23 protein-coding genes and 2 pseudogenes are annotated in these 25824 nt (G+C 74.3%); 10 read left to right on the top strand and 15 right to left on the bottom strand.

The window, feature by feature from the left end:
• Window positions 1-123: 123 nt before the first annotated feature.
• The 4 genes from FHS37_RS14550 to FHS37_RS14535 form a co-directional block, all read right to left on the bottom strand.
• On the bottom strand, window positions 124-915 hold the full coding sequence (locus FHS37_RS14550; RefSeq protein ID WP_184821056.1) for an ATP-binding cassette domain-containing protein: 792 nt from the start codon (window positions 913-915) through the stop codon (window positions 124-126).
• Complete coding sequence (locus tag FHS37_RS14545; RefSeq protein ID WP_184821054.1) at window positions 912-1943, bottom strand: ABC transporter permease; 1032 nt, start codon at window positions 1941-1943, stop codon at window positions 912-914. Before FHS37_RS14545 ends, FHS37_RS14550 begins: the two co-directional genes overlap by 4 nt.
• Window positions 1940-2944 (bottom strand): sugar ABC transporter substrate-binding protein, encoded by a 1005-nt coding sequence (locus tag FHS37_RS14540; protein WP_184821052.1) that lies wholly within the window; start codon window positions 2942-2944, stop codon window positions 1940-1942. Before FHS37_RS14540 ends, FHS37_RS14545 begins: the two co-directional genes overlap by 4 nt.
• Window positions 2945-3125: 181 nt before the next feature.
• Complete coding sequence (locus FHS37_RS14535) at window positions 3126-3863, bottom strand: GntR family transcriptional regulator (protein ID WP_184821156.1); 738 nt, start codon at window positions 3861-3863, stop codon at window positions 3126-3128.
• Window positions 3864-3991: 128 nt separating this feature from the next.
• Here FHS37_RS14535 and FHS37_RS14530 point away from each other — a divergent pair, with 128 nt between their 5' ends.
• Window positions 3992-5014 carry a Gfo/Idh/MocA family protein gene (locus FHS37_RS14530; protein ID WP_184821050.1) on the top strand — a complete coding sequence of 341 codons (1023 nt, stop codon included), beginning with the start codon at window positions 3992-3994 and terminating at the stop codon, window positions 5012-5014.
• 310 nt (window positions 5015-5324) lie between these two features.
• Here FHS37_RS14530 and FHS37_RS14525 read toward each other — a convergent pair whose 3' ends face one another.
• Window positions 5325-5999, bottom strand: coding sequence for a response regulator (locus FHS37_RS14525; protein ID WP_184821048.1), 675 nt, complete (start codon window positions 5997-5999; stop codon window positions 5325-5327).
• A 135-nt stretch (window positions 6000-6134) separates the two neighbouring features.
• Window positions 6135-7421 carry a sensor histidine kinase gene (locus tag FHS37_RS14520; RefSeq protein ID WP_184821046.1) on the bottom strand — a complete coding sequence of 429 codons (1287 nt, stop codon included), beginning with the start codon at window positions 7419-7421 and terminating at the stop codon, window positions 6135-6137.
• A gap of 179 nt (window positions 7422-7600) precedes the next feature.
• On the opposite strand from FHS37_RS14520, the gene FHS37_RS14515 reads away from it, so the two are divergent.
• A complete protein-coding gene (locus FHS37_RS14515) occupies window positions 7601-7801 on the top strand; it encodes a hypothetical protein (RefSeq protein ID WP_184821044.1) in 201 nt (66 codons plus the stop codon).
• 17 nt (window positions 7802-7818) lie between these two features.
• Here FHS37_RS14515 and FHS37_RS14510 read toward each other — a convergent pair.
• A pseudogene (locus FHS37_RS14510) lies at window positions 7819-8297 on the bottom strand (dihydrofolate reductase family protein).
• A gap of 141 nt (window positions 8298-8438) precedes the next feature.
• On the opposite strand from FHS37_RS14510, the gene FHS37_RS14505 reads away from it, so the two are divergent.
• Complete coding sequence (locus FHS37_RS14505) at window positions 8439-9200, top strand: SDR family NAD(P)-dependent oxidoreductase (RefSeq protein ID WP_184821042.1); 762 nt, start codon at window positions 8439-8441, stop codon at window positions 9198-9200.
• 316 nt (window positions 9201-9516) lie between these two features.
• On the opposite strand, the gene alc is transcribed toward FHS37_RS14505, so the two are convergent.
• Both alc and allB read right to left on the bottom strand, forming a co-directional pair.
• Entirely contained in the window at window positions 9517-10656 is a 1140-nt protein-coding gene (alc, locus tag FHS37_RS14500; RefSeq protein WP_184821040.1) for an allantoicase, read from the bottom strand.
• A gap of 38 nt (window positions 10657-10694) precedes the next feature.
• Window positions 10695-12035: an allantoinase AllB gene (allB, locus tag FHS37_RS14495; protein WP_184821037.1), complete on the bottom strand. Its 1341-nt coding sequence runs from the start codon at window positions 12033-12035 to the stop codon at window positions 10695-10697.
• A gap of 262 nt (window positions 12036-12297) precedes the next feature.
• Here allB and FHS37_RS14490 point away from each other — a divergent pair, with 262 nt between their 5' ends.
• Entirely contained in the window at window positions 12298-13104 is an 807-nt protein-coding gene (locus FHS37_RS14490; RefSeq protein WP_184821035.1) for an IclR family transcriptional regulator, read from the top strand.
• Between the two features lie 165 nt (window positions 13105-13269).
• On the opposite strand, the gene FHS37_RS14485 is transcribed toward FHS37_RS14490, so the two are convergent.
• On the bottom strand, window positions 13270-13557 hold the full coding sequence (locus FHS37_RS14485; RefSeq protein ID WP_184821033.1) for a DUF5955 family protein: 288 nt from the start codon (window positions 13555-13557) through the stop codon (window positions 13270-13272).
• Window positions 13558-13790: 233 nt separating this feature from the next.
• Between FHS37_RS14485 and FHS37_RS14480 the strand changes: the two genes are divergently transcribed.
• The gene (locus tag FHS37_RS14480; RefSeq protein ID WP_184821031.1) at window positions 13791-14426 is read left to right on the top strand and encodes a nucleotidyltransferase family protein; all 636 of its coding nucleotides are present in this window, start codon (window positions 13791-13793) and stop codon (window positions 14424-14426) included.
• A 202-nt stretch (window positions 14427-14628) separates the two neighbouring features.
• A complete protein-coding gene (aceB, locus tag FHS37_RS14475; protein WP_184821029.1) occupies window positions 14629-16254 on the top strand; it encodes a malate synthase A in 1626 nt (541 codons plus the stop codon).
• 91 nt (window positions 16255-16345) lie between these two features.
• Here the strand turns inward: aceB and FHS37_RS14470 are convergent, their stop codons facing one another.
• Complete coding sequence (locus tag FHS37_RS14470; RefSeq protein WP_184821028.1) at window positions 16346-17260, bottom strand: HipA family kinase; 915 nt, start codon at window positions 17258-17260, stop codon at window positions 16346-16348.
• Between the two features lie 592 nt (window positions 17261-17852).
• Here FHS37_RS14470 and FHS37_RS14465 point away from each other — a divergent pair.
• Window positions 17853-18281, top strand: coding sequence for a VOC family protein (locus FHS37_RS14465; protein ID WP_184821026.1), 429 nt, complete (start codon window positions 17853-17855; stop codon window positions 18279-18281).
• Between the two features lie 286 nt (window positions 18282-18567).
• On the opposite strand, the gene FHS37_RS14460 is transcribed toward FHS37_RS14465, so the two are convergent.
• On the bottom strand, window positions 18568-19404 hold the full coding sequence (locus FHS37_RS14460; RefSeq protein WP_184821154.1) for an endonuclease/exonuclease/phosphatase family protein: 837 nt from the start codon (window positions 19402-19404) through the stop codon (window positions 18568-18570).
• 453 nt (window positions 19405-19857) lie between these two features.
• Between FHS37_RS14460 and FHS37_RS14455 the strand changes: the two genes are divergently transcribed.
• The gene (locus tag FHS37_RS14455) at window positions 19858-20304 is read left to right on the top strand and encodes a nuclear transport factor 2 family protein (RefSeq protein WP_184821024.1); all 447 of its coding nucleotides are present in this window, start codon (window positions 19858-19860) and stop codon (window positions 20302-20304) included.
• 34 nt (window positions 20305-20338) lie between these two features.
• Here the strand turns inward: FHS37_RS14455 and FHS37_RS14450 are convergent, their stop codons facing one another.
• Together FHS37_RS14450 and FHS37_RS14445 are read right to left on the bottom strand one after the other, a co-directional pair.
• Window positions 20339-21055, bottom strand: coding sequence for a type 1 glutamine amidotransferase (locus FHS37_RS14450; protein ID WP_184821022.1), 717 nt, complete (start codon window positions 21053-21055; stop codon window positions 20339-20341).
• Between the two features lie 116 nt (window positions 21056-21171).
• The gene (locus tag FHS37_RS14445; RefSeq protein WP_184821020.1) at window positions 21172-22197 is read right to left on the bottom strand and encodes a DNA topoisomerase IB; all 1026 of its coding nucleotides are present in this window, start codon (window positions 22195-22197) and stop codon (window positions 21172-21174) included.
• A 176-nt stretch (window positions 22198-22373) separates the two neighbouring features.
• Between FHS37_RS14445 and FHS37_RS39320 the strand changes: the two are divergent.
• A pseudogene (locus FHS37_RS39320) lies at window positions 22374-22562 on the top strand (hypothetical protein); the annotation flags it as partial.
• On the opposite strand, the gene FHS37_RS14435 reads toward FHS37_RS39320, so the two are convergent.
• Window positions 22543-24174 carry an IucA/IucC family protein gene (locus FHS37_RS14435; RefSeq protein ID WP_184821152.1) on the bottom strand — a complete coding sequence of 544 codons (1632 nt, stop codon included), beginning with the start codon at window positions 24172-24174 and terminating at the stop codon, window positions 22543-22545. The pseudogene FHS37_RS39320 and the gene FHS37_RS14435 sit on opposite strands and share 20 nt — an antisense overlap.
• A gap of 112 nt (window positions 24175-24286) precedes the next feature.
• On the opposite strand from FHS37_RS14435, the gene FHS37_RS14430 reads away from it, so the two are divergent.
• The gene (locus FHS37_RS14430) at window positions 24287-25798 is read left to right on the top strand and encodes an IucA/IucC family protein (protein ID WP_184821016.1); all 1512 of its coding nucleotides are present in this window, start codon (window positions 24287-24289) and stop codon (window positions 25796-25798) included.
• The last annotated feature ends 26 nt before the right edge of the window (window positions 25799-25824 follow it).

Genomic DNA, 25824 nt, shown 5'->3' with positions numbered 1-25824 from the left:
GTGCGTCGCGGTCGCTCGCGCCCGCGCCGGGAGCCGCGCACCGGCACCGTCCCCGCCCTGGGGTCTTTCGTTTGGATCAGGCCGGATCAGGGAGCGAGCCCGGCATGTTCCAAACGAGAGGCCCTAGTCCCGTTGCAGTTCGTGGCGCAGGTCGTCCAGCTCGTTGCCGCCGGCCATCTGCCGCGTCAGCTCGTCCAGCGTGATCCCGTCCCGCTCGTGGTTCCCCACCGTCGCGCCCCGCTTCAGCAGGACGAACCGGTCCCCCACCAGGTACGCGTGGTGCGGGTTGTGGGTGATGAGGACGACACCCAGTCCCCTGTCCCGTGCCGCCGCCACGTACTTCAGGACCACACCGGACTGCTTCACCCCCAGGGCCGCCGTCGGCTCGTCCAGCACCAGCACCTTGGCGCCGAAGTACACCGCGCGTGCGATCGCCACGCACTGCCGCTCGCCGCCGGAGAGGGTGCCGATCGGCTGGTCGACGTCGCGCAGGTCGATGCCCATCCGGAGGAGTTCGGCGCGGGTGGTGCGACGCATGAGGTCGACGTCCATCCGCTTGAAGGGGCCGGTGCCCTTGCGCGGCTCGGAGCCGAGGAAGAAGTTCCGCCACACCGGCATGAGCGGGACGACGGCCAGGTCCTGGTGGACGGTCGCGATGCCGCGGTCCAGGGCCTCGCGCGGGGAGGACAGGCGCGTGGCCTCGCCCTCCAGGGCCAGCGTGCCGCCGTCGTGCTGGTGCAGCCCCGCGATGATCTTGATCAGGGTGGACTTGCCGGCGCCGTTGTCGCCCAGCACGCAGGTGACCTCACCGGCGTGCACCCGGAGGGAGACCCCTTCGAGGGCGCGCACGTTGCCGTAGTGCTTGCCGACGCCGGACAGCTCCACGAGGGGCGCACGGTCTGCGGTCCGGGTCATTTCACGGCCTCCGCGCGGCGGCGCACCCAGGTGTTGAGCAGGGTGGCGAGGAGCAGCATCGCCCCGAGGAAGAACTTGAACCAGTCCGGGTTCCACTCCGCGAAGACGATGCCCTTGCTGGTCATGCCGAACAGCAGCGCGCCGACCGCCGAGCCGACGGCGCTGCCGTGGCCGCCGGTGATCAGACAGCCGCCGATGACGGCCGCGATGATGTAGATCAGCTCGTTGCCGACGCCCTCGCCGGACTGGACGACGTCGTAGCTGAAGAGCAGGTGCTGGCCGCAGACCCAGGCGCCGAAGGCCACGCCCATGTAGAGGCCGGTCTTGGTCCCGGCCACGGGGACGCCCACCGCGCGGGCCGCCCGCTCGTTGCCGCCGACCGCGAAGATCCAGTTGCCCGCGCGGGTGCGCAGCAGGATCCAGCTGCCGAGGGCGACCAGGGCGAGCCACCACACGACGGTGGCCTTGACGGGGACGCCGCCGACGGTGAGGGTCGACGCGAACAGGGCCCGCGCGCTGGAGAAGCCCTCCATGTCGGCGATCGTCCTGGTGGAGACGGTGCCGCCGATCAGCTTGGTGAAGCCGAGGTTCATGCCGGTCAGCATCAGGAAGGTGCCGAGCGTGACGATGAAGCTCGGCAGCCTCGTGCGGGCCAGCACGAGGCCGTTGAAGGCGCCGACGGCGAGCGTGACCAGCAGGGACACCCCGACGCCGACCCAGACGTTGGCGGTCATCTGGTAGCTGAACATCGACGACACCAGCGCCGACGAGGTGACCAGGACACCGGCCGACAGGTCGAACTCGCCGCCGATCATCAGCAGCGCCACCGGGACGGCCATGATGCCGATCGTGGAGGACGCGTACAGCACGGTGCCGAGGCTGGAGGCGCGCAGGAAGCTGTCGGCGACGAGGGCGAAGCAGCAGAAGACGGCGATCGCGCCGACGACGGAGCCGAGCTCGGGGCGGCTCAGCAGCCGCCGGAGCGGGGAAGCGGTCCGCAGAAACCTTTCATCAGTGGTCGCGCTCATCGGGTGCCCCGCTCCGTGTACGCCTCGAGCGCGGCCGCGTCGTCCTCGGTGATGATCTGCGGGCCGGTGAGCACCGGGCGGCCGCCGCCCAGGACGTCGGCGTTGTACCGGTACAGCCACAGCAGGTCGACCGCCTCGTACCCCTGGAGGTAGGGCTGCTGGTCGACGGCGAAGCCGATGCTGCCGTCCTTCAGCCCGGCGGCGACCTTGGCGTTGAGGTCGAAGGTGTCGACCTCGGCGTCGCTGCCCGCTCCCTCCCTGGCCTTCACCGCGGTGTCGGCGTAGGGCGCGCCCAGCGTGACGACGGCGTCCACGTCGGCGTCGGACTGGAGCCGGGCCTCGATCGCCGACTGGACGTCGGGCATGCTCGTGCCGTTGACGTGGAGCCGGAGCAGCGTGCCGTCGAAGGTCTTCGCCACGCCGTCGCAGCGCTGCTCGTGGCCGACGTTGCCCTGCTCGTGCAGGACGCACAGGGCCTTCCTCCGGCCCCGCTCGTTCAGCTCCTCGCCGACGGCCTCGCCGGCGATCGTCTCGTCCTGCCCGATGTGGGTGAGCGCGCCGAACTCCTCGGACTCGGCCGAACCGGAGTTCACGGTGACCACCGGGATGCCGGCCTCGCGGGCGCGGGCGAGGGCCGCCTTCATCGCGTCCGGCTTGGCGAGGGTGACGATGATCCCGTCCACCCCCTTGTCGATCGCGGCGTTCACGAGCTGTGCCTGCTGCTGGGCCTCGTCGTCGTGGGAGTACAGGAAGCGGACGTTGTCCTTCACGGCGGCCTGCTCCGCTCCGCTCTGGACGATGTCCCAGAAGGTGTCGCCGTCCCCCGCGTGTGTGATCATCGCGAAGGTCCAGCGGGGGGTGTTCACCGCCGCCCTCCCCTGGGCCGCCGCGGCCGCACGGGCGTCCTCCGCCCGTTTGCCGCCGGTACTGCTGCATCCGGCGAGCGAGAGGCTCAGCGCCCCCGCCACCGCGACGCTCACCCAGGTCCAAAACCGTGCCACGAGGCCGTGCCCTTCTTGCTGTGTTCTGCCGTGCGTGGGGCCGATGACCTCACCGGCCCCAAACGCCCCATTCTCGAACACGGGCATCGGGCGTTCCCGTCCGGGGAGCGGGGTACCGGTCACATTGTCCGGACATCCGGGCGAAGCCTCCGGTGAAGCGCCGCGCGCCGCACCCCGGCCGTCAGGACCGGACGAGCAGCTGGAACTCGAAGGAGTAGCGGGAGGGCCGGTAGGTGTGGGTGCCGAACTCCACCGCACGGCCGGTGTCGTCGAAGGTCACGCGCTGCATGGTGAGCAGCGGGGCGCCGGCCTCCTCGTCGAGCCGCTCGGCCTCGACGGCGGTGGCGGCACGGGCGCCGATGGTCTGGCGCGCGCTGTGCAGGGTGATGCCGGCGGCCCGCATCAGCCGGTACAGGCCGGTGGCCTCGAGCTGTCCGGTCTCCAGGTCGAGCAGGCCGGGCGGCAGGTAGTTGCACAGGTACGCCATCGGCTCCCCGTGCGCCAGCCGCAGCCGCTCGATCCGGTGCACCTCGCCGCCCTCGGCCGCCCCGAGAGCGGCCGCGACCTCGGCGGGCGCGGCGACGACGGTGTTGACCAGGACCTTCGTGGCCGGACGCTGGCCCGCCGACTCCAGGTCGTCGTAGAGGCTGCTGAGCTCCAGGGGGCGTTTGACCTGGCTGTGCACCACCTGGGTGCCGACTCCGCGACGGCGCACGAGGAGGCCCTTGTCGACGAGGGACTGGATGGCCTGGCGGACGGTCGGCCGGGACAGTCCGAGCCGCGCGGCGAGCTCGATCTCGTTCCCCAGCAGGCTGCCGGGGGTCAGCGTGCCCTGCTCGATGGCGGCCTCCAGCTGCTGGGACAGCTGGAAGTACAACGGCACGGGGGAACTGCGGTCCACGCTCAGCCCCAGCCGCACGCTCGGGTCCACTTCTGGTTTCGGCACGGCCCGAGCGTAGCCCCGTGCGCTGTTGACGGGAAGTTGTGTAGTTCGGTTGTCCGGACATGCGCATTGACAGGAGGGGGCGCGGACCGCACTTTGTTTCCATGCGCATCGGGGTCATCGGTACGGGCCGCCTCGGCACCCTTCACGCCCGCACGCTCAGCAGGCACCGCGACGTCGGCTCGCTGATCCTCACGGACGCGGACCCCGCGCGGGCCCAGGCGCTCGCGCACCGGCTCGGTGAGACGGCGGCGCCCGGGGTGGACGAGATCTTCACCTGGGGAGTGGACGCCGTGGTGATCACGACGGCCACGTCCGCCCACGCCGAACTGATCGGTCGGGCAGCACGCGCGGGGCTGCCGGTGTTCTGCGAGAAGCCCATCGCCCCGGACCTCGCGGGCACGTTACAGGCGATCACGGAGGTCGAGGCCGCCGGGACCGTCCTGCAGATGGGCTTCCAGCGCCGTTTCGACGCCGGCTACACGGGCGCGCGCGAGGCGGTTCGCTCGGGCCGGCTCGGGCGGCTGCACACCGTACGGGCGGTGTCCGGCGACCCGGAGCCGCCGCCGGCCGGGTACCTGCCGCAGTCCGGCGGACTGTACCGGGACACCCTGATCCAGGAGTTCGACATCCTGCGCTGGGTGACCGGCCGGGAGGTCGTGGACATCTACGCCGCCGGGTCCGACGCGGGGCCCGCGATGTTCCGGGAGGCGGGCGACGTCGACACCGGCGCGGCGCTCCTCACCCTCGACGACGGCACGCTCGCCACGGTCACCGCGACGCGCCTGAACGGAGCCGGCTACGACGTGCGCATGGAGCTCGCCGGGGAGCGCGACCAGATCGCCGTCGGCCTGGACGACCGTACGCCGATCGCGTCCACCGAACCGACCGGGCCGCCGCCCGCGGACAAGCCGTGGACCGGGTTCCTGGAGCGGTTCGGGCCCGCGTACGAGGCGGAGCTGAACGCGTTCGTCGAGGTGGTGCGGGGCGAGCGGGCCAACCCCTGCGACGGGCGCGAGGCCCTCAGGGCGCTGCGGATCGCGGAGGCGTGCGAGCTGTCCCGGCGGGAGCGCAGACCGGTCCGGCCGACGGAGCCCGCGGGCGGGGCGGACGCGGTGTTCGACTGACGGGGCCGGGACCGGCTCCGGGGCCGGACCTGGGGTCAGGACGCCCGGACCGGCGGGACCGTCCCCCGGGCGACCGCGCACAGCACCTGAGTGCCGTCCCCGGGGAGGGCGAGCACGTGCGGGCGTGGCCGAGCGAGGGGGAGGCCGCCCGGGCTCCGGGCAGCCTGCTGAGGGGCCGGCTGTCCGGACCGCCCGAGCCGTGGCGAGGCCGGGTCCGGGGGACGCGGCCGCGGGGACCGGGGCTCCCGCGGTCGGCGGACGGGCGACGCACGGGGCGCAGGACCGCGGGACGCGGGACGAGCCCGCGGCGTCAGCCACCCTCCGTGTCCTCCAGGAGCCCCGCGTCGTGGGCGAGCAGGGCGATCTGCACGCGGTTGTTGAGGTCGAGCTTGGCCAGGATCCGGGAGACGTGGGTCTTGACCGTGGCCACGCTCATGAAGAGCCGCGCGGCGATCTCGGCGTTGGCCAGACCCCGGCCGACCGCGACGGCGACCTCGCGCTCACGGTCGTTGAGGGCGGCGATCCGCTCACGCGCGCGTGTGCGCCGCGTGTCGGCGGCGGTGCCGGCCACGTGCTCCATCAGCCGGCGGGTGACGGCGGGCGACAGGACGGGGTCACCGGCCGCGACCCGGCGCACCGCGGCGAGGATCTCGGCGGGCGGCGTGTCCTTGAGGACGAAGCCGGCGGCGCCCGCGCGCAGCGCCCGCAGCACCTGCTCGTCGGCGTGGAAGGTGGTGAGCACCACCACCTGCGGGGCGTCCTCGCGCCGGCGCAGCGTCTCGGTGGCGGCGAGCCCGTCCACCGTCGGCATCCGGATGTCCATGAGGACGACGTCCGGGCGGGTGCGGTCGACGAGCGCCTCGACCTCGCCGCCGTCGGCGGCCTCGCCGACGATCTCGACGTCGTCGGCGCCGCCCATCATGAAGGACAGCCCGGCCCGCACCAGGGGGTCGTCGTCGACGAGGAGCAGTCTGATCGCGGTCATGGGGTGTATGTCATCACGACGGGGCGGGGCGTGGACACGCCGAGCGGCCGATCCGCCGGGCCGCCGCCCCCGCGAGGAGGTCCCCCGTCGACACGTCCGGCGCGTCCGACACGTCCGGCGCGTCCGGCGCACGGCTCACCGCCGCTCCCCGGCCCCGGTGCCGGTCCCCGCCCGGCCCCAGGGCAGCCGGGCCCGCACCTCGAACCCGCCGTCGGGCGTGGGCCCGTGGTCCAGGGCGCCGCCCGCCAGGGTGGCCCGTTCGGTGAGGCCGATCAGTCCCTGCCCGGCACCGGGCACGGGCGGTACGCGCCCCTCGGGCGGGGGGTTGCGCACGGCCACGGTGAGGCCCTCCCCCGGCCCGCCGGCGACCGCCACGGTGACCTCCGTACCGGGGGCGTGCTTGCGGGCGTTCGTCAGGCACTCCTGGACGATCCGGTAGGCGGTGCGGCCGACGGAGGCGGGGACGGCGGCCGGGTCGGTGACCCGCTGCTCCAGGGCGACCTCCATGCCGGCCTGCCGGGACTCGGCGACCAGCGTGTCGAGCGCCGCGAGCGTCGGCTGCGGCCGGCCCGCGTCGTCGGACTCGCCGGCCCGCAGCACGCCGATGATCTCCCGCAGGTCCTGCAGCGCCTCGTGCGCGCTCTCCCGGATGACGCCCGCCGCCCGCGCGACCTCCTCCCGGGGCGCGTCGGGCCGGAACTCCAGGGCGCCCGCGTGCACGCTCAGCAGCGTCAGCCGGTGCGCGAGCACGTCGTGCATCTCCCGGGCGATGGCCTCGCGCGCGAGCCGCTGCGCCCCCTCGGCCCGCAGCCGCGCCTCCCTCTCGGCGCGCCGGGCCCGGTCCCTGAGGCTCAGCATGAGCTGCCGCTTGGACCGTACGAACATGCCCCAGCCGACGACCGCGACCAGCACCACCGTGAGGAGGGCGACCGAGGCGGGATACGGCAGGTCGGGGTCGGGGCGCCACCAGAAGTAGAGCGGGACGAGCGCCAGGTGGACGCCGGCCACCCACGCCACGTACCGGAAGGGGCGGTGCACGGCGAGCGTGAACAGGGCGATGACGGCGGCGCCGCCGGAGGTCTCCGAGACGAAGCTGACCGGGACCATCGCCACGGCCAGCCCGAGCGGCCGGCGCCGGCGCAGCCAGACCGCGGCGCAGGACAGCGCGCCGATCACCTGGTCGGCGAAGAGCAGGGGCTCGGGGACGGACGCGTTGGCGGCGAGCGCCTCGGCGGCCGCCAGGCCCACCAGGACGGCCAGCAGGAAGCAGGAGAAGTCGACGGCCCAGTCGCGCGCGGTGCGCCGTGGCCGGCGCCCGGAGCCGGCTGCGTCGGGGTCGAGTTCGTGGATCAGGGCGGACGGGAAGAACCACCTGCGCCCCGTGAACACCGGGACGGCCTGCGCCGCCTTGTCACCAGTCACGGTCGACAAATCTACGCACGCGGCGCCCGTGCCACCGCGTCGCGGACGGGATCGTCCACCAAAGTCGCACCGCCGCGGACTTTCGGCGCACCGGACGGCGCGGATCGTGGTCTTCGGTCGGGCCGGACGCGCCCCGCGGCCGATACCGGCAGGGGGTCCGCGGGGCGACAGTCGGTGGCATGAAGCAACTGCTGGAGTTCCTGGGTTTCATCGCGGTGGTGCAGGGTGCGGCGGGTCTGGTGAACGCGTTCTCCGACTGGCGCTGGGGCCTCGTGCAGCGGATCGGTCTCCTCGACGGCTACGAGGTCTACGCGAGCGTCGCCCTGCTCGTGCTGGGCGGCGCCCTGTTCGCCGCCGCGGAGAGCCGGAAGTCCGGCTGACCGCCGGCCGGCCGCCGTCAGGGGGTCTCCGGCAGCCCGTGCGTGCCGCACCCGGGGCGGGCCGCCGGGTCGTGGGACCGGATGGAGACGCCCGCGCCCGTGATCTCCCCGCCGGTGTGCCGGAACGCGGTCGGTACCGGGCCCTCCGGGAACAGGCGGCGTCCGGCGCCGAGCACGGTGGTGCCGGCCCGCTCCGGGTCGGTGAGGGTGCCGGAGACGACGTGCTTCGGCAGGGCGTTCAGCCTGCCGGCGGCCGGGTCGGCCGGGTCGGTCGCCTTCGGCCGGTACGCGGCGAAGACGTCGTACGTGCGGCGGCCGAGGAGGAAGGCGCCCACGCGGGAGGACACCCCGTCGACGAGGCGGCCGAAGCCCTCGTCGCCGTACGGGACGCTCCCGCCTCCCTGCGCGAAGCCGTCCCGGGTCTCCTCCCGGGGCCGCCGGGTGCCTGGTGGACGCCGTCGAGGGGGACGGAGGTGGTGACGACGAGCCTGCCCACGGCGGGTTCCTGCCTTCGGGTGCCCGGGGCGTGTGCGGTCATCGGCTCGGGCTCCGGCGGCGCCCGCGGCTCATCGGCGTGCGTCAGGTCGACGTCCGTTCGCCGCCAGCGCCCCGGGGTCCGGGGCGCTGGGATGGACGCATGAACTCGAACTCACCGATGAACCCTTCGGGAACCCTGTACGGCAAGGCGGCCCTGGTGACCGGCGGCAGCCGCGGGATCGGCGCGGCGACGGCGCTGCGGCTCGCGCGGGAGGGCGCGGACGTGGCCGTGACCTACGTGAACGGCAAGGAGGCGGCCGCGGACGTCGTGCGGGCCGTCGAGGCGCTGGGGCGCCGCGCGGTGGCCCTGCGCGCGGACGCGGCGGACGCGGAGGAGGCCGCCGGGGCGGTGACGGCCGCGGTACGTGCGCTGGGCCGGCTGGACGTCCTGGTGAACAACGCGGGCGTCGGGCTGCTCGGTCCGGTGGAGACCCTGTCCGTCGCCGACGTCGACCGGGTCCTCGCGGTGAACGTGCGCGGGGTCTTCCTGGCCTCGCAGGCGGCCGCCGCCCACCTGCCGGAAGGGGGGCGCATCATCACCGTCGGCACCTGCATGACCCAGCGCGTGCCCGGTCCCGGCGGGACGCTCTACGCGATGAGCAAGTCGGCCCTGGTGGGGCTGACCAAGGCCCTGGCCCGGGAGTTGGGCGGGCGCGGGATCACCGCGAACATCGTCCACCCGGGCCCGATCGACACCGACCTGAACCCGGCGGACGGCCCCTACGCCCCCGGCCAGGCGGCCATGACCGCGCTGGGCCGCTTCGGTACGGCCGACGAGGTGGCGGACACCATCGCCCACCTGGCGGGGGCGGCGTACGTCACCGGCGCGGAGTTCGCCGTGGACGGCGGACACGCGGCGTGAGACCTACGCGGCGCGGAGGGCCACGCGCGCGTGCGGGGCGTACCGGTGCCGTCAGGCCGGCCGGTGCGCCCCGGGGTCCCGCCGCCCGCCGGACCCGGTGGCGCCGTCGCGCCGCGCCGGTCCACCGGCACGACGGTGCGCAGGGCGGGCCGCCGTCGCACTTCCGTGCCCCACCGGTGCGCCGCGCGGGGTGACGGCGCCCCTCGGGACGCCGGTGCGCCGCGCGCGGTGTGCGCTCCCGCGGGGCGGCGATGCGTCCCGCGGGTCCGCCGCACGACGCACGGGTGGACCGTGCGTCGTGCGGGCTCTCCCGGCGTCAGCCGCCCAGTTCCCGGTGGCGGGCGGCCAGGGCGGTCGCGCCCTGTTCGGTCAGGGTGCCGAACAGGCGCAGGCGGGAGATGCCGCCGTCGGGGAAGATGTCCACGCGCGCGTGGGTGCCGACCGCCGGTTCGGGGAGGACGAAGCGGTGGTCGGTGTCGGGCTGGAGGCGGGTGCGGGGCAGGACCTCCCGCCACTCGCCGGTCCCGTCGGCGGCGGCGTCCCGCACCGACACCGAGGCCCAGCCGGCGCTGTTGCCCTTCAGGTACGCCGTGTCGATCTCCAGGGCGCGGATCTGCGCCTGGGCCACCAGCCGGTAGCGGATCCAGTCGTGCCCCCGGTCGCGGCGGCGCCGGGTCTCCCAGCCGTCGTCCATCTTGCGGGAGCGGCCGGGCTGGATGGTGTTCGTGGCCGGTGAGTAGAAGAGGTTCGACGCGTCCTCGACCTGACCGCCGTTCTCCAGGGCGACGACGTCGAAGGTGCCCAGGGCCGCCAGCCACGCCGGGTCCGGGACGACCTCGCCGTGCACGCGCAGGCGGGCGATGCCGCCGTCGGGGTGCTGGTTGAGGCGCAGGTGGGTGAAGCGCTGTTCGACCGACACGGCGAAGCCGTTGGCGGCGTGGCCGCCCACCGGGGTGCGCGGGACGAGCGTCGTCCACTTCACGTCGCCCGAGAGGAGCTCCTCCGGGGACGGCGATCCCGGTACCGAGGTGCCCTCGACGGACACGGCCTGCGGGTAGTTGCCGCGGAAGTGGGCGGTGTCCACGACGACGCCGCGGACGACTCCGGGGGCGCCGAGCCGGATCAGCGCCCAGTCGTGGTCCTCGTCGGCCGGCCAGGGGTGCTCGGCGGAGGTGCCGCGCCGGCGCCGGGTCTCCCAGCCGTCCATGACCTTGCCCTTGTGCCCGAAGTGCTCGGGGTCGAACTCGGCGCGTTCCGGCAGCAGCAGGTTCTCGCGCTGGGCGAAGAACTCGTCGTTGGCGGCGACGACACCGGCGCCGAGCCGGCGGTCGGCGAGGTCGGCGAGGTGGGTGAAGGGGAAGTCGGCGGTGCGGTAGTCGGCGTACGGGTCGCCGCCTCCGTAGGGGTTCGCGTCGCCGGTGAAGCGCGCCGACGGGGATGAGTGCTGCGCCGTCACGGTGATCCGGTCCTGCCTTTCGGGGTTCGGGGTTCGGGTCAGTGGGAGCGGGTGAGCAGACGGCCCTTCGGTTCGGTGAACTCGCCGCCGGCGACGATGCGCCGGCCGCGCAGCCAGGTGGACCTCACGACGCCGTACAGGGTCCTGCCCGCGTACGCCGTCACGGGGTTGCGGTGCTGGAGGGCCGCCGGGTCGACGGTGAAGGTCTCGTCGGGGGCGAGGACGGCGAAGTCGGCGTCGCGGCCGGGCGCGATGGCGCCCTTGCGGGCGTCGAGTCCGGCGAGCTCGGCCGTGCGCGTCGACATCCAGCGCACGACGTCCTCCAGGCCGTGGCCGCGCCTGCGGGCCTCGGTCCAGACGGCCGGCAGGCTCAGCTGGAGGCCGGATATGCCGCCCCAGGCGGTCGAGAAGTCGTCCGTCTTGAGGTCGGCGGTGGACGGGGAGTGGTCGGTGACGACGCAGTCGATGGTGCCGTCCGCCAGCGCCTGCCAGAGCAGGTCCTGGTTGGCGGCCTCGCGGATGGGCGGGCAGCACTTGAACTCGCTGGCGCCGTCCGGGACCTCCTCCGCGGTGAGGGTCAGGTAGTGCGGGCAGGTCTCGACCGTGACGCGCACGCCGTCCGCCTTGGCCGCGGCGATCAGGGGCAGCGCGTCGCCGGAGGAGAGGTGCAGCACGTGCACCCGGGCGCCCAGACGTTTCGCCTGGTCGACGAGGTGGGCGATGGCGGTGTCCTCGGCGTCGCGCGGGCGGGAGGCGAGGAAGTCGGCGTACTTCGGGCCGGCGGGCTGCGGGGCGGCGGCGAGGTGGTGCGGGTCCTCGGCGTGCACGATCAGCAGCCCGTCGAAGGCGGCGATCTCGGCGAGGGAACGGGCCAGTTGCTCCTGGTCCAGGTGCGGGAACTCGTCCACGCCGGAGGGCGACAGGAAGGCCTTGAAGCCGAAGACGCCGGCCTCGTGCAGCGGGCGCAGGTCCTTGACGTTGTCCGGCAGGGCGCCGCCCCAGAAGCCGACGTCGACGTGCGCCTTGTCGGCGGCGACCCGCTGCTTGGTGCGCAGGTGGTCGACCGTGGTGGTCGGCGGGAGGGAGTTGAGCGGCATGTCGACGAGCGTGGTGATGCCGCCGGCCGCCGCGGCGCGCGTGGCGGTCCAGAAGCCCTCCCACTCCGTGCGGCCGGGGTCGTTGACGTGCACGTGGGTGTCGACCAGGCCGGGCAGCAGGACGTCGTCGCCGAGGTCCTCCAGGCGGGCCCCCGCGGGGACGGGCGCGTCGTACGGCAGGACGGCCGTGATCGTGCCGTCGGCGACCGCGACGGACGCGGCGCGCGTCCCCTCGGGAGTGATGACGCGCGTCGAGCGCAGCACCAGTTCGGCGTCGGACACCCGGTTCCTCCTGACCTTCCACCCGGCCTGGACTTGACGTCCACCTGCGAAATTCAACGTTCTGTTGAAGGAGTCTTCACTCCCGGTCCCGCTCCGTCAAGGGCACACTTTCCCTACGGCCGCACCGGCGGCCACACCCTGGATGATTCCACGAAGCGGAAATATAATTTCGTCAAGCAGAATGTAGCTACGTACAAGCGGGCAGTCAACCGGCTGCCGGGTAGGCTTCTGCCCTTCCCGCCAGCCCCGAAAGGAACGCGCCGTGCCGACGTCCAGCGCCAGCACCACCGACTCCGCCCGGTCCGCCGCCAGTGGCGGCGTGCAGTCACTCGAGCGCGCCTTCGACCTGCTCGAACGGATGGCGGACGCGGGCGGCGAGGTCGGTCTGAGCGAGCTGTCCGCGAGCAGCGGACTGCCCCTGCCGACCATCCACCGCCTGATGCGCACGCTCGTGGCCTGCGGCTACGTGCGCCAGCAGGCCAACCGCCGGTACGCGCTCGGTCCGCGTCTGATCCGGCTCGGCGAGTCCGCCTCCCGGCTGCTGGGCACCTGGGCACGTCCGCACCTGGCCCGCCTGGTGGAGGAGACCGGCGAGACGGCGAACATGGCGCTGCTCGACGGGGACGAGGTCGTCTACGTGGCGCAGGTGCCGTCCAAGCACTCCATGCGGATGTTCACCGAGGTCGGCCGGCGCGTCCTGCCGCACTCCACCGGCGTGGGCAAGGCCCTGCTGGCCGGCTTCCCGCCGGAGGAGGTCCGGGCGCTGCTGGCCCGTACCGGCATGCCCGCCGCGACGGACAAGACCATCACCACCCCGGAGGGGTTCCTCGCGGCGCTGGAGGACGTCCGCCGCCGGGGTTACGCCGTCGACGACAACGAGCAGGAGATCGGCGTCCGTTGCCTCGCGGTGCCCGTGCCGGACTCCCCCACGGCGGCGGCGATCTCCATCTCCGGCCCCGCGGGGCGGGTCACGGAGGCGGCGACGGAGAAGATCGTGCCGCTGCTCCGGCAGATCGCGGCGGAGCTCTCCGAGGTGCTCACCGCGTCGGGCAACGGACCGGCCGCCTGACCGCCCGCACCGGCGACGGCCCCGGTCCCGGCCGGCGCCGTCGGCACACCCGGCGGACCGGGGTCGTGGAGCCGCGGACCGTGACGCCTTCCTGAAAAGTGCCACGGGCCGCGGCCGGTGACGGGCGCCGGGCCGGCCGGCCCGGCGCGCACGCACAGCCGTGCGTCAACTCCGCGGCGACCCGCCGAACAGCTCGACCGCGTCCCGCACCTCCCGCACGCCGCGCCCCAGCGCGCTCACCGAGCCGATCGCGCCGGCGATCAGCAGCAGCGAACGGCGCAGCCGGGGCACCTCGGGGCTGCCGTCGGCGGCCAGGGAGTCCAGCACGGCCAGTTCCTCCTCCGCGATGCCCCGGTCCGGGAACTCCGCGGGGTACGCGGCGAGTTGCCGGCGCAGCCGGGACACGGCGGAGCGCAGCTCCGTCACCCGCGGGTCCACGTGACTGCCGGGCATCCGCCTCTGCTCCACGCTCCGCACCACAGTCCTCCCCCTGGCACGTCGTTGTGCGCCTCCCGCCCGGCCCCAGCACACCCCGCCGGTCGGTGCGCGCCAGTAAACGCCACCCCGCCGCCCTCGCGCCAGTCCGCTGCGTCATCGACTTGCTCCACAGCGTGACGCCGCCGCCCGGGGCACCCGTCCCCTCGCGGCGCCCCACCGCCCTGCGGCCGGTGCGGTATGCAGGACGCATGACGACACATCACACGGCCCCGGGCACCCCGTCGGTGGCCGGGCTGCTGCTGGCCGCGGGCGGCGGGCGGCGTCTCGGCGGCCGGCCGAAGGCGCTGCTCACCCACCGGGGGCGGCCGCTCGTGGAGCACGCGGTGCGGGCGCTGCGCGCGGGCGGCTGCGCGCGCGTGCACGTGGTCCTCGGCGCGCGGGCGGACGAGGTGCGCGCCCGCGCCGCGCTGCCGGACTGCGTGCTCGTCGACAACCCGGACTGGGAACGGGGCATGGGCACCTCCCTGCGGGCCGGGCTGGACTCGCTGGCCGGAACCGGCGCGCGCGCCGTGCTGGTCTCCCTGGTCGACCAGCCCGGGATCGGGCCGGCGGCCGTCGCCCGGGTGCTCGGCGCGTACGTCTCGCCGGAGTCGCTCGTCTCGGCCGCCTACGACGGCGTACGCGGCCACCCCGTCCTGTTCGGCGCCGCGCACTGGACCCGGATCGCCGCGACTGCGACCGGCGACCGGGGGGCACGCACCTACCTGAGGGAGCACGCGGACCGCGTCGTGCTCGTCGAGTGCGGGGACGTGGCCGAGGCGTACGACATCGACACCGAGGCCGATCTGGCGCACCTCGAACGGGCGCCCCGCGGCAGCGGGTGAGCGATGGGGGAGGCACCCGGCGCCACGTTCCCTCGACTCAGAGAATCTCGACATCAACAAACCATTGAACTTCCACCATGAGGAAACTACTATCCACTGCTCAGAAGGGCCCGGCCTCTCTCCGGGCGTTCCCCAGCCGTACCCGGGCCGACCGGCACCCGGTGCCATGCCATGCCATGCACGCCTAAGGAAGTGACAGCTGATGTCCGCACCAGCGCCGTCCCCGCTGGCCATCGTCGACGCCGAGCCCCTGCCCCGGCAGGACGAGGTCCTCACCGACACGGCACTCGCCTTCGTGGCCGAGCTGCACCGTCGGTTCACGCCCCGGCGTGACGAGCTCCTCGCCCGCCGCGCCGAGCGCCGCGCCGAGATCGCCCGCACCTCCGCCCTCGACTTCCTCCCGGAGACGGCCGCCGTCCGCGCGGACGACTCCTGGCGGGTGGCCCCGGCCCCGCCCGCCCTGGAGGACCGCCGCGTCGAGATCACCGGTCCCACCGACCGCAAGATGACGATCAACGCCCTCAACTCCGGTGCGAGGGTCTGGCTCGCGGACTTCGAGGACGCCTCGGCCCCCACCTGGGAGAACGTGGTCCTCGGCCAGCTGAACCTGATCGACGCCTACACGCGGAACATCGACTTCACCGACCCGAGGTCCGGCAAGTCCTACGCCCTGCGCCCGAACGAGGAGCTGGCGACGGTCGTCATGCGCCCGCGCGGCTGGCACCTGGACGAGCGCCACCTCACCGACCCGGACGGCACCCCGGTGCCCGGCGCGCTGGTCGACTTCGGCCTGTACTTCTTCCACAACGCCAAGCGGCTGCTCGACCTCGGCAAGGGCCCGTACTTCTACCTCCCCAAGACGGAGTCGCACCTCGAGGCCCGCCTGTGGAACGAGGTGTTCGTCTTCGCGCAGGACTACCTGGGCATCCCCCGGGGCACCGTCCGCGCCACCGTCCTGATCGAGACGATCACGGCCGCGTACGAGATGGAGGAGATCCTCTACGAACTGCGCGACCACGCCTCCGGGCTGAACGCCGGCCGCTGGGACTACCTGTTCTCCATCGTCAAGAACTTCCGTGACGGCGGGGCGAAGTTCGTCCTCCCGGACCGCAACGCGGTCACCATGACCGCCCCGTTCATGCGCGCGTACACCGAACTCCTGGTCCGCACCTGCCACAAGCGCGGTGCGCACGCGATCGGCGGCATGGCGGCCTTCATCCCGTCCCGCAAGGACCCCGAGGTCAACAAGGTCGCCTTCGAGAAGGTCCGCGCCGACAAGGACCGCGAGGCCGGCGACGGCTTCGACGGCTCCTGGGTCGCCCACCCCGACCTGGTCCCGATCGCCATGGAGTCCTTCGACAGGGTCCTCGGCGACAAGCCGAACCAGAAGGACCGCCTCCGCGAGGACGTCGACGTCAAGGCGGAGGACCTGATCGCGATCGACTCGCTGGACGCCAGGCCGACGTACGCGGGCCTGGTGAACGCCGTCCAGGTCGGCATCCGCTACATCGAGGCCTGGCTGCGCGGGCTCGGTGCGGTGGCCATCTTCAACCTGATGGAGGACGCGGCCACCGCCGAGATCTCCCGCTCCCAGATCTGGCAGTGGATCAACGCCGGCGTCGTCCTCGACAACGGCGAGCGGGTCACCGCCGAGCTGGCCCGCAAGGTCGCCGCCGAGGAGCTGGCGAACGTCCGCGCCGAGATCGGCGAGGAGGCGTTCGCGGCCGGCAACTGGCAGCAGGCGCACGACCTGCTGCTGAAGGTCTCCCTCGACGAGGACTACGCCGACTTCCTGACCCTGCCGGCGTACGAGCAGCTCAAGGGCTGAGCCCCGCCGGGTCCGAGCGGCCCCGGGAGTTCCTCCCGGGGCCGCTCGCCCCTGTGCGGCGGAGGCGTTCCGGGGGCTCACTCCAGGGATGTCACTCCAGGTGCACCGACCAGTCCTGTTCCGCGGCCGGCCTGCCGTGCAGGTTCGGGACCCGCTTGAGCCAGTCCGGACGGCCCTGCTCGGTCCGCGCCGCCCGCCGGGCGTTCTCCTCCGCGAGCTCCCGGGCACTGGGGAAGTCGGTGGGCAGCCAGGCCTCGGAGGCGCGCGCCCGCGCGTGGAGGTAGGCCACGTACGCCTCACGGGCCTCGTCGGGCGTGGCGAAGCCCGGCTCGTCGGCCAGCCAGGCGTCGGGCACCTCCGCGAGGATCGAACGCAGCAGTTCCCCGGTCACCCGGGGGGCCAGCTCGGCGTCGGCGGCGCGGACGTCGGGGCCGTAGTGACCGAGGGCGTGGTGGCGGAAGTCGTACGCCTTGCGCGGGTCGGTGCCGTCCCAGCGGTGGTGGAAGATCAGTGCGGCCCCGTGGTCGATCAGCCACAGGCGTGGGGGCGCGGTGCCGAACGTCGGCCAGACCATCAGGTTGGAGCTGTGGACGGTGCGGTCGACGTTGACGGTCAGCGCGTCGAGCCAGACGATCCTCCCCGCCTCCAGCGGATCGACCGGGAACGCCTGCGCGACCTCGGGCGTGAAGTCGCGCGCGCCCGGCAGGTAGTCCATGCCGAGGTTGACGCCGGCGCTGGAGGCGTGCAGCTCCCGCACCTCCTGGTGCGGCTCGCCCTCGGCGACCGCCGGGTCGAAGTGCACCAGGACCAGCTCGGGGAAGCGCAGGCCCAGGGCGCGGGCCAGCTCGCCGACGATCACCTCCGCGACCAGGGCCTTGTGGCCCTGCGCGGAGCCGGTGAACTTCACGACGTAGGTGCCCAGGTCGTCGGCCTCGAAGACGCCGGGCACGGACCCGCCGGAGTGCAGGGGCGTGATGTAACGAGTCGCGGTGACGTATCTCAGCATTCTCCAAGGCCCCACAGGTCGTTTGCCTTATGTTCCACGGCCGCCTCCGACACGAGGCGGCCCGGGGAAACCTCCCCGATCAGCCCTGGGGAGAATCGGGGGAGTCTCGACCGGCATGCTCGCCCCCTCCCCCGGCAGTCCGTCGATGACGGTGCGCCCCGCTTCCGGCCTCCGGCACAAAGCGAGCATAGTAACCCCGCGTGACAGCCGGGGAAGAGCGCCCGAGCCGTCGCGCCGGCGTCACCACGGACTCCCCCGCCTCCGGCGTGGTCGAGGCGTAGGTGCCCGACGTGTGCACCGCACCGGGCCGATGTGCCCTGTCGGCGGGCTCTCCCGCCTCGGCGGAACCCGTGGACCCCCTGGATCTCGCCGACCGTGCGGGCGTCGGAGTCATCCGGTTCCCCGGCCGGGACCCGAAGCTCGAGGACCGTCCGCCCACCCGCCTGCCGGACGGGACACCGGCTCGGGAACCCCGGCTCGACCAGCCCCGTGACCGGCAGCTGCGGGGCAGCCCTCACAGGAGTGGTCCTCCCGCCAACGTGCGGGTTCCTGACGGGAGATGAGCGACACGGTCCCCTGTTATGGTACGCCGATGTCGTCGATCAAGCAGTTCCAGGTCACCTTCGACTGTGCGGAGCCCGAGCGTCTCGCCCGCTTCTGGTGCGAGGTGTTGGGGTACGCCGTACCGCCGCCACCGGCGGGGTTCGCCACGTGGGACGATTTCAACCGCTCCCAGGCTCCCGAGGAGCGGGGTTCCTGGTTCGCCTGCACTGATCCCTCGGGCGTGGGCCCCCGCCTGTACTTCCAGCGCGTCCCCGAAGGCAAGGTCGTCAAGAACCGGGTGCACCTCGACGTGAGGGTCGGTACCGGACTCGTGGGGGAAGAGCGCCTGGCCGCGCTCGAGGCCGAATGCGCACGGCTGGTCCCGCTCGGCGCGGTACGCGTGCGACTCCTGTACGACGGCAATGACGCGTGCATCGTGATGCAGGACATCGAGGGCAACGAGTTCTGTCTCGACTGAGCGTCCTCCCGCCGGCGAGGTGGGAGGTGGGCCGTCGCCTTCCCCCGACCTCTCCGGTCCCCTGACGGGCTCGTGCGCGGCGGGCAGGGCGACGTCGAGCCCCCGATCGCCGGTCACGGTCGCGTGGTGGGGAACGCGTCTCGTGCGGCGATCATCGACGCGGATGATCTCCCGGACGCCCGGCCCGACGGGCGCGGGGCCTTTCCCGGAAGGACCACCGCGCCCCGGCCCGGACCGCCCGCCGGCAGCCCGGCGGACCGGTCGTGCCGGTCTCCGGGCGCCCGCTTCAGGTGACGTCCAGGTCGGTGTGCAGCAGGTGGTGGTCCGAGTACGGGGTGGGATGCACCCGGTGCTCGAGCGGGACGACGCCCCGCAGGAAGACGTAGTCGAACTTGCTCTGCCAGTCGGTGGTCGGCTTGCAGGTGCCGGTGGGCGTGGGACGGCACCGGGGGTCCGTGTCCTCGGCCAGTTCCCACATCCCGGTGAGTTCGGGGGCGTCCGGCACGGCGTTGAAGTCGCCGAGGACGATCGCGCGGTCGTGCCGGGCGACGGCTGCGGCGAGCACGCCGGCCTGGTCCGCTCGGACCGCCTCCTGGCGTCGTTGGGCGAGGTGCGTGTTGAAGACCCGGACGCGCCGGCCGTCCACCGTGGTGGTGACCGCCATGTACCCACGGTCCTCGGATCCGCCGTCGGGGTACTCCACGCTGACGTGGTCCGTCATCGGTGCCGCCGAGAGGACCGCCTGGCCGTAGGCCCCCGGATTCCAGGGCATGCCGCCACAGCGGCCCCAGTTCCGCAGGACCGTCCCGTACTCGACGTGGTAGACCAGCCCGTGGAGGTCCTCCAGGTAGTCCCGGATCCTCTCGACGTCACGCACGCACGCTTCCTGCAGGCCGACGACCTGGGGAGCGTACGCGGCGATCTCCGCCGCCCGGTCGACGTCGCTCTCCTCGCAGGGGTTGCAGAGGTTCCACGTCATGACCCGGTTCGGCACGACGTCCCTGACGGCTTCGGCGGACAGTGGTCTGGAGGGGGCGCCGTTCGGCGCGCCGGGGCCGACGAGCACCATGCAGGCCACGATCAGGGCGCCCGCCAGCACACGCGTGCTCCTGCCGAGCAACATCGCCTCCCCGAAGTGGATCCCCACGGCCTCTGACGTCTGCACGTACGAGGTTATGGGACGGGGTGTCAGCGCAGCGTATGGAGTGCCGGATCCCGTCACGCCCGGACGAGCGGACGTCCCGGATCGGCGTTCCTCCCCGGGCGAGCTCCGTGACCGCCCCCGGGCGGGTGGGGCGGGACGGTGCGCGGGGACGTCACGGACACCGGGGGCCGCGCCCGTCACCGGCGGCGCGCCCCGTTCCCCCCGCGCGGCCCCCTGGGCCACGCCCACCGGTGGTCCGTCTCCCCGTTCCACGCCGTCGTCCTCGGCGGCACGGTCCGCAGCACCGCCCGGGCCGCCGCCGGCCGGCATGACCTCTGAGGTCATCGACCGCGCTCCCCGGATGCGGCACTGTGGTGCACGTCGACGAGACCACTGACGAGGGTCTCGGCACCCAAGCCCGAGGAGCGCATCATGACCGTCAAGTCCCCCGGAACGTCCACGAGTTCCGTCGCCGACACCACCCGCCGCGTCGTTCAGGAGTTCCTCGTCGCCCGGCTGGCCGGGGACACCGGGCGGCTCGTCGAGATCTTCGCGGACGAGGTCGACTGGCTGCTCGCCGAGAACCCGGCCGTCCCGTGGATCCGGCCGCGCTCCACCGGTGCCGAATGCGCCGCCCAGTCCGCGGAGCTGGCCGAGCACACGGTGGCCGAGGACGCGCGGGCCTCCGTCGACGCCTTCCTCGTGGACGGCACCGACGCCGTCCTGACGGGGCACCTCTCGGGCACCGTGCGCGCGACGGGCAAGTCCTTCGCGGGCCCCTTCGCACTGCGCCTCACCGTCGAGGACGGCCGGATCACCCGGCACCACCTCTACGAGAACAGCCTGTCGGTCGCCGAGGCGTGCACCCCTTCGCCCTGAGTGCCGGCCTCACCGGCACCGGAGCGGACCGGCCTCAGGGGCGCGCGGCCACCCGGGCGAAGCGGTGGGTGAGTTCCCGCCAGGCGGCCGACGACGCGGGTTCGTCGGCCCGCGCCCGCTCGTACAGCAGGTCCCGGTCGAAGCCCTGCGCGCGCAGCAGTTCCGCGTCCCAGTCGCGGATCCCCTCGGCGGCCGCCTCGGGGTGGAACTGCAGGCCCCAGGCGCACTCGCCCAGACGGAAGGCCTGGTGGGGGCACCGTTCGCTGTCCGCCAGCCATACGGCTCCCGGCGGGAGTTCGGTGATGGCGTCGACATGGCGCTCGATGGCGGGCGTCACGGCGGGCAGTCCGCCGAAGAGCGCGTCCTCGCGGGCATCGGGACGCAGCCGGACCGGCGTGCTGCCGTACTCCGGCTCACCGTGCCGGCCCTTCACGGTGCCGCCCGCGACATGGGCGAGGAGCTGACCGCCCAGGCAGATCCCCAGCATGGGGGTGGCTTCCCGGAGTGCCTGGCCGGTGAGGCGGCGCAGGGCGGGGAGCCAGGGGGCACGGTCGTCCTCGTCCGGGAGGAAACCGCCGCCGAGGACGACCAGCGCCCGGTGGTCCAGGAGTCCGGGGAGCGGTTCACCGGCGTAGGCGCGCACCACCTCCGGGCGCAGCCCGGACTCCCGCAGCCATGCGCCGACACGGCCGGGACCGCCGTTCGGCGTGTTCTGGACGACGAGCACGCTCTGCCCCGAGGTGGCCTTCATCGGGATCTCGCCTCCCGGCTCGGTGGGTGGAAGGAGTCGGCAAGGCGCATTCTCCCGGTCCGGGGCGCGGTACGGTGCCGGCGCAGCGGGGCCCGGGACGATCCGGACGAGAGGCCCTAGCCGGGCCGCCCGTTGCGGAGCATGCGCAGCACGGCCCGCTCCGCGGGTCCCTGGGTGGCGGGGATGCCGTGCGCGCCCTCGTTCCCGAGGTGGGGCAGCACGGAGGCGACCGTCTCGCCTTCCTCGTACAGCTCGATCACCCGCGGGTTGATGTAGGAGGCACGGCAGACCGCGGGGGTGTTGCCGAGGTACCCGGCCACCTCGCGCGCGGCCCGCGCGATGGCCCGCCGCCGGGCGGTCCCGGTGCGCGCGACGGGCTGCGAGACGGCCAGCGCCACGGCCGCCATGACGGTGGCGTGCCAGGTGCGGAAGTCCTTCGCGGTGATCTCCAGGCCGGCCAGTTCCTTGAGGTACACGTTGACGTCCTCGCCGCTCACCTCGTGCCAGGAGCGCCGTTCCCAGTAGGCCAGGAGCCGGTCGCCGCCGCCCCGGCGCCGCATCAGGGCGGTGAGGCTGCGGCAGGCGGCGGGGTCCGCCACCGTCCGGACGATCTCCCTGCCGTGCTTGCCGGTGTAGGTGAACAGGACCGCACCGGCCCGGCGGCGGGAGTGTTCGCGCAGCAGCGTGGTGAGGCCGTAGCTGTTGTTCAGCTCGGTGTAGCGGTCGCTGCCGATGCGGAAGAAACTGAGGTCGAGCAGGCGCACGGCCGTGGCCAGCACCCGCTGCCGGGTCAGCCCCCGGTCGCCCAGATGGCCTTCGACGGCCTCCCGCACCGCGGGCAGGACCTCGGCGACGTCGAGCACGTGCTCGTGCTTGGCCCGCTCCTGCTCGGCGCGGAACCGCGGGTGGTACAGGTACTGGCGGCGTCCGGCGGCGTCGGTCCCCACGGCCTGCAGGTGTCCGTCGGCCCGGGTGCAGATCCACACGTCGCGCCAGGCCGGCGGTACGACCAGCTCGCGGATCCGGGCCAGCTCCGCGGGATCGCGCAGCGGTTCCCCCCGGGCGTCGAGGTACCGGAAGCCGCGCCCGTGCCGCAGGCGGTGGTACCCGGGGTCGGTGGGACGGCTGTGGCGGAGACGCATCCCGGCCTCCTCTCCTCGCCCGGTGCCCGGCAGGTCATCTGGTTCCCCGATCCCGCCCGGCCAACCGGATCGCGGGGCCCCGGGCGGCCGTCTCGCGCAGCCAGGTGTGGGCCGCGTCGTGCGTGTGCACCGGGTGCCACCGCACGGCCTCCTGCGGCGGGACCGCCTCGTACGGCGCCGGCGTCCGCGAGACGCCGCCGGGCCGCACCGGGACGGTCGGCGAGGTCGCCCCGCCGGTCGTCTTCCTGCTGGCCCCGCTGGTCGCCTTCCTGCCGGCCGACGACGCCTCCTTCATCACCGGCGCCGAGATCCCGGTCGACGGCGGGCTGACCGCGCACGGCGGGGTCAAGTCCGTCCCCGACGCCCCCCTGTGTCCGGACGGCCGCGCGGCACCCCGCCGGCCAGCAGCGGGTTGGGCAGCGGCCGGTAGCGGGCGTCGGCGCCGTCCGCGCCGGTCCAGCGCAGCAGCAGGTTGGTCTTGCCGGGGAGGGTGGGGGCGGTGCGCAGGGCGGCGGCCTCGGGGAGGTCGTGGCGGGCCAGCTCGCGGTGGACGGCGGGCCACGGATCGAGGCCGGGGTGGTGTTCGGCCAGGGCGGCGGCGATCTCGATGAGGTGGTTGACGACCAGGCAGTACACCAGCCGCTCCCAGCCGGCCTCCCGGGACACCGCGGGCAGCGGGGTCGCGCCGGCCGCCGCCCCGGCCGCCTCCGGCAGGAGCTTCACCCCCTCGGCGTCCCGGAACAGCGCCTGTACGGGGGTGCCGCCGGCGTCCACGGCGACCAGGGTGTTCTGCAGGTGCGCCTCGAGGACGACGCCGTGTCCGGCGAAGGCCGTCAGGACCGGCGGCACGACCCGGGCCAGGTACGCCTCCCACCAGGCGGCCGGGTCGGCGGCGGCGGCGAGCGGGTTGCCCGCGAAGCCCTCGACCAGCGCCGCCGCGAGGTACGGGGTCGCGCCGGGCAGCAGGTGCGCGCGCAGGCCGTCGCGCACGACGACGGCCAGCTGTTCGTGGGCGAAGTCCGCGGTGCGGTGGCCGCGGTCGCTCAGCCAGGCCGCCGTACCGTCGAGGGCGGCGAAGGCGGAACGCACGGCCGTGTCGGTCCCGCGCAGCTTCAGCAGGTCGTGGCGCCACAGCCGGCGGATGTCGTTGGTGATGCGCACGTCCAGGCTGAACTTCAGGAACAGGTCGCGGCCGGGCGCGTACAGGGTGCGGACGGCGGCCGTGGGCCACACCGGGAACGCGGTCTCGCCCAGCCGCACCAGGCGGCCGTCGGCGAACGCGGGGGCGAGGTCCCGGGCGGCGAGGTCCAGCTGCCAGGGGTGGGCGGGCAGCAGGCGGTAGCCGGGCGGGGCCGTGCCCAGGCGGTCGAGGGCGCGGGTGTCGCCCTCCTCGACGACCGTGTCCTCGCGCAGTCCGAGCAGCGTCAGCGGGAAGCGGGCGTGCGCCTCGGGCGCGTACGGCAGCCAGCAGGGCGCGGGGCCGCCGCCGCGCGCCTTGGGGGCGGGATGGTGGGTGTGGCCGGTGAGCAGGGACTGCTCGGAGCGCAGGTACGGGTCGTCGGGCGGGGTGGCCCGGGCCCGCGCGGCGAGCAGCGCGGCCACCGCGTCCCGGCTGTCGATCATCTCGGCGGGCAGTTCGTGGTTGGTCAGGCCGGTGTGCCGGCGCAGCTCCTCGGCGACGAGTTTCACCAGCTCGGTGTGGTCGATCCGGTGCCAGGCGCCCGCCGTGCGGACCTCGGGCGCGGCGGGGCGCCGGGTGCCGCGCACCCGCAGCAGGCGGTCCGTGCCGGGCAGGCGGTACGTCCGGAGCCCACCGGGTCCGTGGCCGCGCCGCGCGCCCGGTCCGGTCAGGTCGTCCGGCACGGGCTGGGCCACCTCGCGCAGCAGGCAGTTCAGCAGCGGCACGGCCGCGTACGCGTCGGCGCGCCCGGCGAGGTCGGCGCGGCGCGGCGCGTCGTCGTCTGCGGGCGGGGGCATGAGGTCCACGCGTTCCACTGTTTCCCTACGGTCTGTCCGGGCGGGGACGATCAGTATGTCTGTCGTCGTCCGCCCGTCCGTTCCAGCGTGTGCGTACCCGAGGAGCCCGCCCGTGCACCGTCCCCCCACCGCCGAGACCGAGGTCGCCGACGAGCTGGCCGCCGTACGGCCCGGCCTCGTGCCCCGGTACGCGGACGCGCTGCCCGGTGCCCGCGCGGCCGTGCTGACCCGGCTGTGGCGCGGCCTCGCGCACGAGCCGCTGCCGTGGATCGTCCGCCGCGAACCGGGCCGTGACGGACTCACCCTGTGCCTGGCGGACGGGCGGCGGCTGCACGGCCCGCGGGCGGACCCGTACGCGACCGGCGCGTACGTCACCGCCGTACGGCTCGACGCGGCGGTGTACGACGATCCGGCACGGCTGATGGCGGACCTCGCCGTACCGCACTCGGCGGCCTTCGCGGCCGAGCTCGGGCACAGTGCCGCCTCGTTGGCGCTCTCGCGGGCCGGGCGGACGGATCACCCGAAGGAGTGGCCGCGCACCGACTGGGAGTGGGAGCAGCGGGTGGTCGACGGGCACCCGTTCCACCCCAACTGCCGGTCCCGGCCCGGCTTCTCGGTGGCCGAGCAGCTCGCCTACGCGCCGGAGCACCGGCCGCTGGTGGAACTGGGTCTGCTGCCGGTCCCGGCGGAGGAGTGCCTGGTGACCGGGGCCTGGCCGGACCGGCTGCGGGACGGCGGGCGGGTGGTGGTGCCGGTGCACCCCTGGCAGGCGGCGCACGTGCTGAAGCGGAAGGGGGAGGGCGAGGAGCGGCTCGCGGCGCATCCGCTGATGGCGCTGCGCACCCTCGCGCTGCCGGACGGGCCGCACGTCAAGACCGCGCTGAGCGCCCGTCTGACGTCCTCGGTGCGGGACATCTCGCTCGGCTCGGTCGCCGCGTCGGCGGTGCTGTCGGACTTCGGGGAGGCGGTGGCGGCGCGGACGGACGGACTGCTGCACGTCACCCGCACCCTGGGCGCCGTGGCGGCCGGGTCCCCCGATCTCGCGGCCGTCCTGCGCGAGTCGCCCCGGGTGTACGCGGCGGACGGGGAGCGGGTGGTGCCGGTGGCGGCCCTGGCGACCGCCGGGCCGGCCCGCTCGGGGGCCTGGCTGGCCGCGCTCGCCCGGCTCGCCCTGACGGTCGGGCTGCGGCTGCTGGAGCTGGGGGTGGCCCTGGAGGCGCACGGCCAGAACCTCCTGGTGGTGCTGTCGCCGGCCGGGGACCCGCTGCGGCTGGTCTACCGGGACCTGGCCGACATCCGGGTGGGCCCGGCCCGGCTGGCTCGGCACGGCGTCCCCCTTCCCGGGCTGCCCGCGCGCATGGTCACGGACGACGAACGCGCCCTGCGGCGCAAGCTGTTCGGCTCGCTGGTGGCGGGCGCGCTGGCGGGGGCGGCGGGGTCGGGACCGGCGCTGCGGGCGGCCCTGGAGACCGCCGCGGGGGACCTGCCGCGCACCCCTGACCTGGCCGCGCTGCTCGGTGAGCCGCTGCCCGCGAAGGCGCTGACGCTGATGCGGCTGTCGCCGGGGACCGCAGGGGACCAATGGGCGGAACTTCCCAATCCCCTTCAGCCCGAGCGGATGTGATCACCCGTTTTGGAGGGCGGCGCATC

The organism is Streptomyces griseomycini (assembly GCF_014203535.1).
GTDB lineage: Bacteria > Actinomycetota > Actinomycetes > Streptomycetales > Streptomycetaceae > Streptomyces > Streptomyces griseomycini.
Note: the sequence above shows the minus strand (reverse complement) of the source record. Positions and strands in the feature narration are given on the sequence as shown.

Excerpts from the sequence above, each read along its gene's own strand:
- FHS37_RS14460 (WP_184821154.1), bottom strand. The coding sequence starts at position 19,404 with ATGTTGCTCGGCAGGAGCACGCGTGTGCTGGCGGGCGCCCTGATCGTG.
- FHS37_RS14470 (WP_184821028.1), bottom strand. The coding sequence starts at position 17,260 with ATGCTGAGATACGTCACCGCGACTCGTTACATCACGCCCCTGCACTCC.
- FHS37_RS14525 (WP_184821048.1), bottom strand. The coding sequence starts at position 5,999 with ATGACCGCGATCAGACTGCTCCTCGTCGACGACGACCCCCTGGTGCGG.
- FHS37_RS14485 (WP_184821033.1), bottom strand. The coding sequence starts at position 13,557 with ATGCCCGGCAGTCACGTGGACCCGCGGGTGACGGAGCTGCGCTCCGCC.
- FHS37_RS14455 (WP_184821024.1), top strand. The coding sequence starts at position 19,858 with ATGACCGTCAAGTCCCCCGGAACGTCCACGAGTTCCGTCGCCGACACC.
- FHS37_RS14530 (WP_184821050.1), top strand. The coding sequence starts at position 3,992 with ATGCGCATCGGGGTCATCGGTACGGGCCGCCTCGGCACCCTTCACGCC.
- FHS37_RS14465 (WP_184821026.1), top strand. The coding sequence starts at position 17,853 with ATGTCGTCGATCAAGCAGTTCCAGGTCACCTTCGACTGTGCGGAGCCC.
- FHS37_RS14445 (WP_184821020.1), bottom strand. The coding sequence starts at position 22,197 with ATGCGTCTCCGCCACAGCCGTCCCACCGACCCCGGGTACCACCGCCTG.
- FHS37_RS14515 (WP_184821044.1), top strand. The coding sequence starts at position 7,601 with ATGAAGCAACTGCTGGAGTTCCTGGGTTTCATCGCGGTGGTGCAGGGT.
- FHS37_RS14550 (WP_184821056.1), bottom strand. The coding sequence starts at position 915 with ATGACCCGGACCGCAGACCGTGCGCCCCTCGTGGAGCTGTCCGGCGTC.
- FHS37_RS14545 (WP_184821054.1), bottom strand. The coding sequence starts at position 1,943 with ATGAGCGCGACCACTGATGAAAGGTTTCTGCGGACCGCTTCCCCGCTC.
- FHS37_RS14435 (WP_184821152.1), bottom strand. The coding sequence starts at position 24,174 with ATGCCCCCGCCCGCAGACGACGACGCGCCGCGCCGCGCCGACCTCGCC.
- FHS37_RS14480 (WP_184821031.1), top strand. The coding sequence starts at position 13,791 with ATGACGACACATCACACGGCCCCGGGCACCCCGTCGGTGGCCGGGCTG.
- FHS37_RS14450 (WP_184821022.1), bottom strand. The coding sequence starts at position 21,055 with ATGAAGGCCACCTCGGGGCAGAGCGTGCTCGTCGTCCAGAACACGCCG.
- aceB (WP_184821029.1), top strand. The coding sequence starts at position 14,629 with ATGTCCGCACCAGCGCCGTCCCCGCTGGCCATCGTCGACGCCGAGCCC.
- FHS37_RS14505 (WP_184821042.1), top strand. The coding sequence starts at position 8,439 with ATGAACTCGAACTCACCGATGAACCCTTCGGGAACCCTGTACGGCAAG.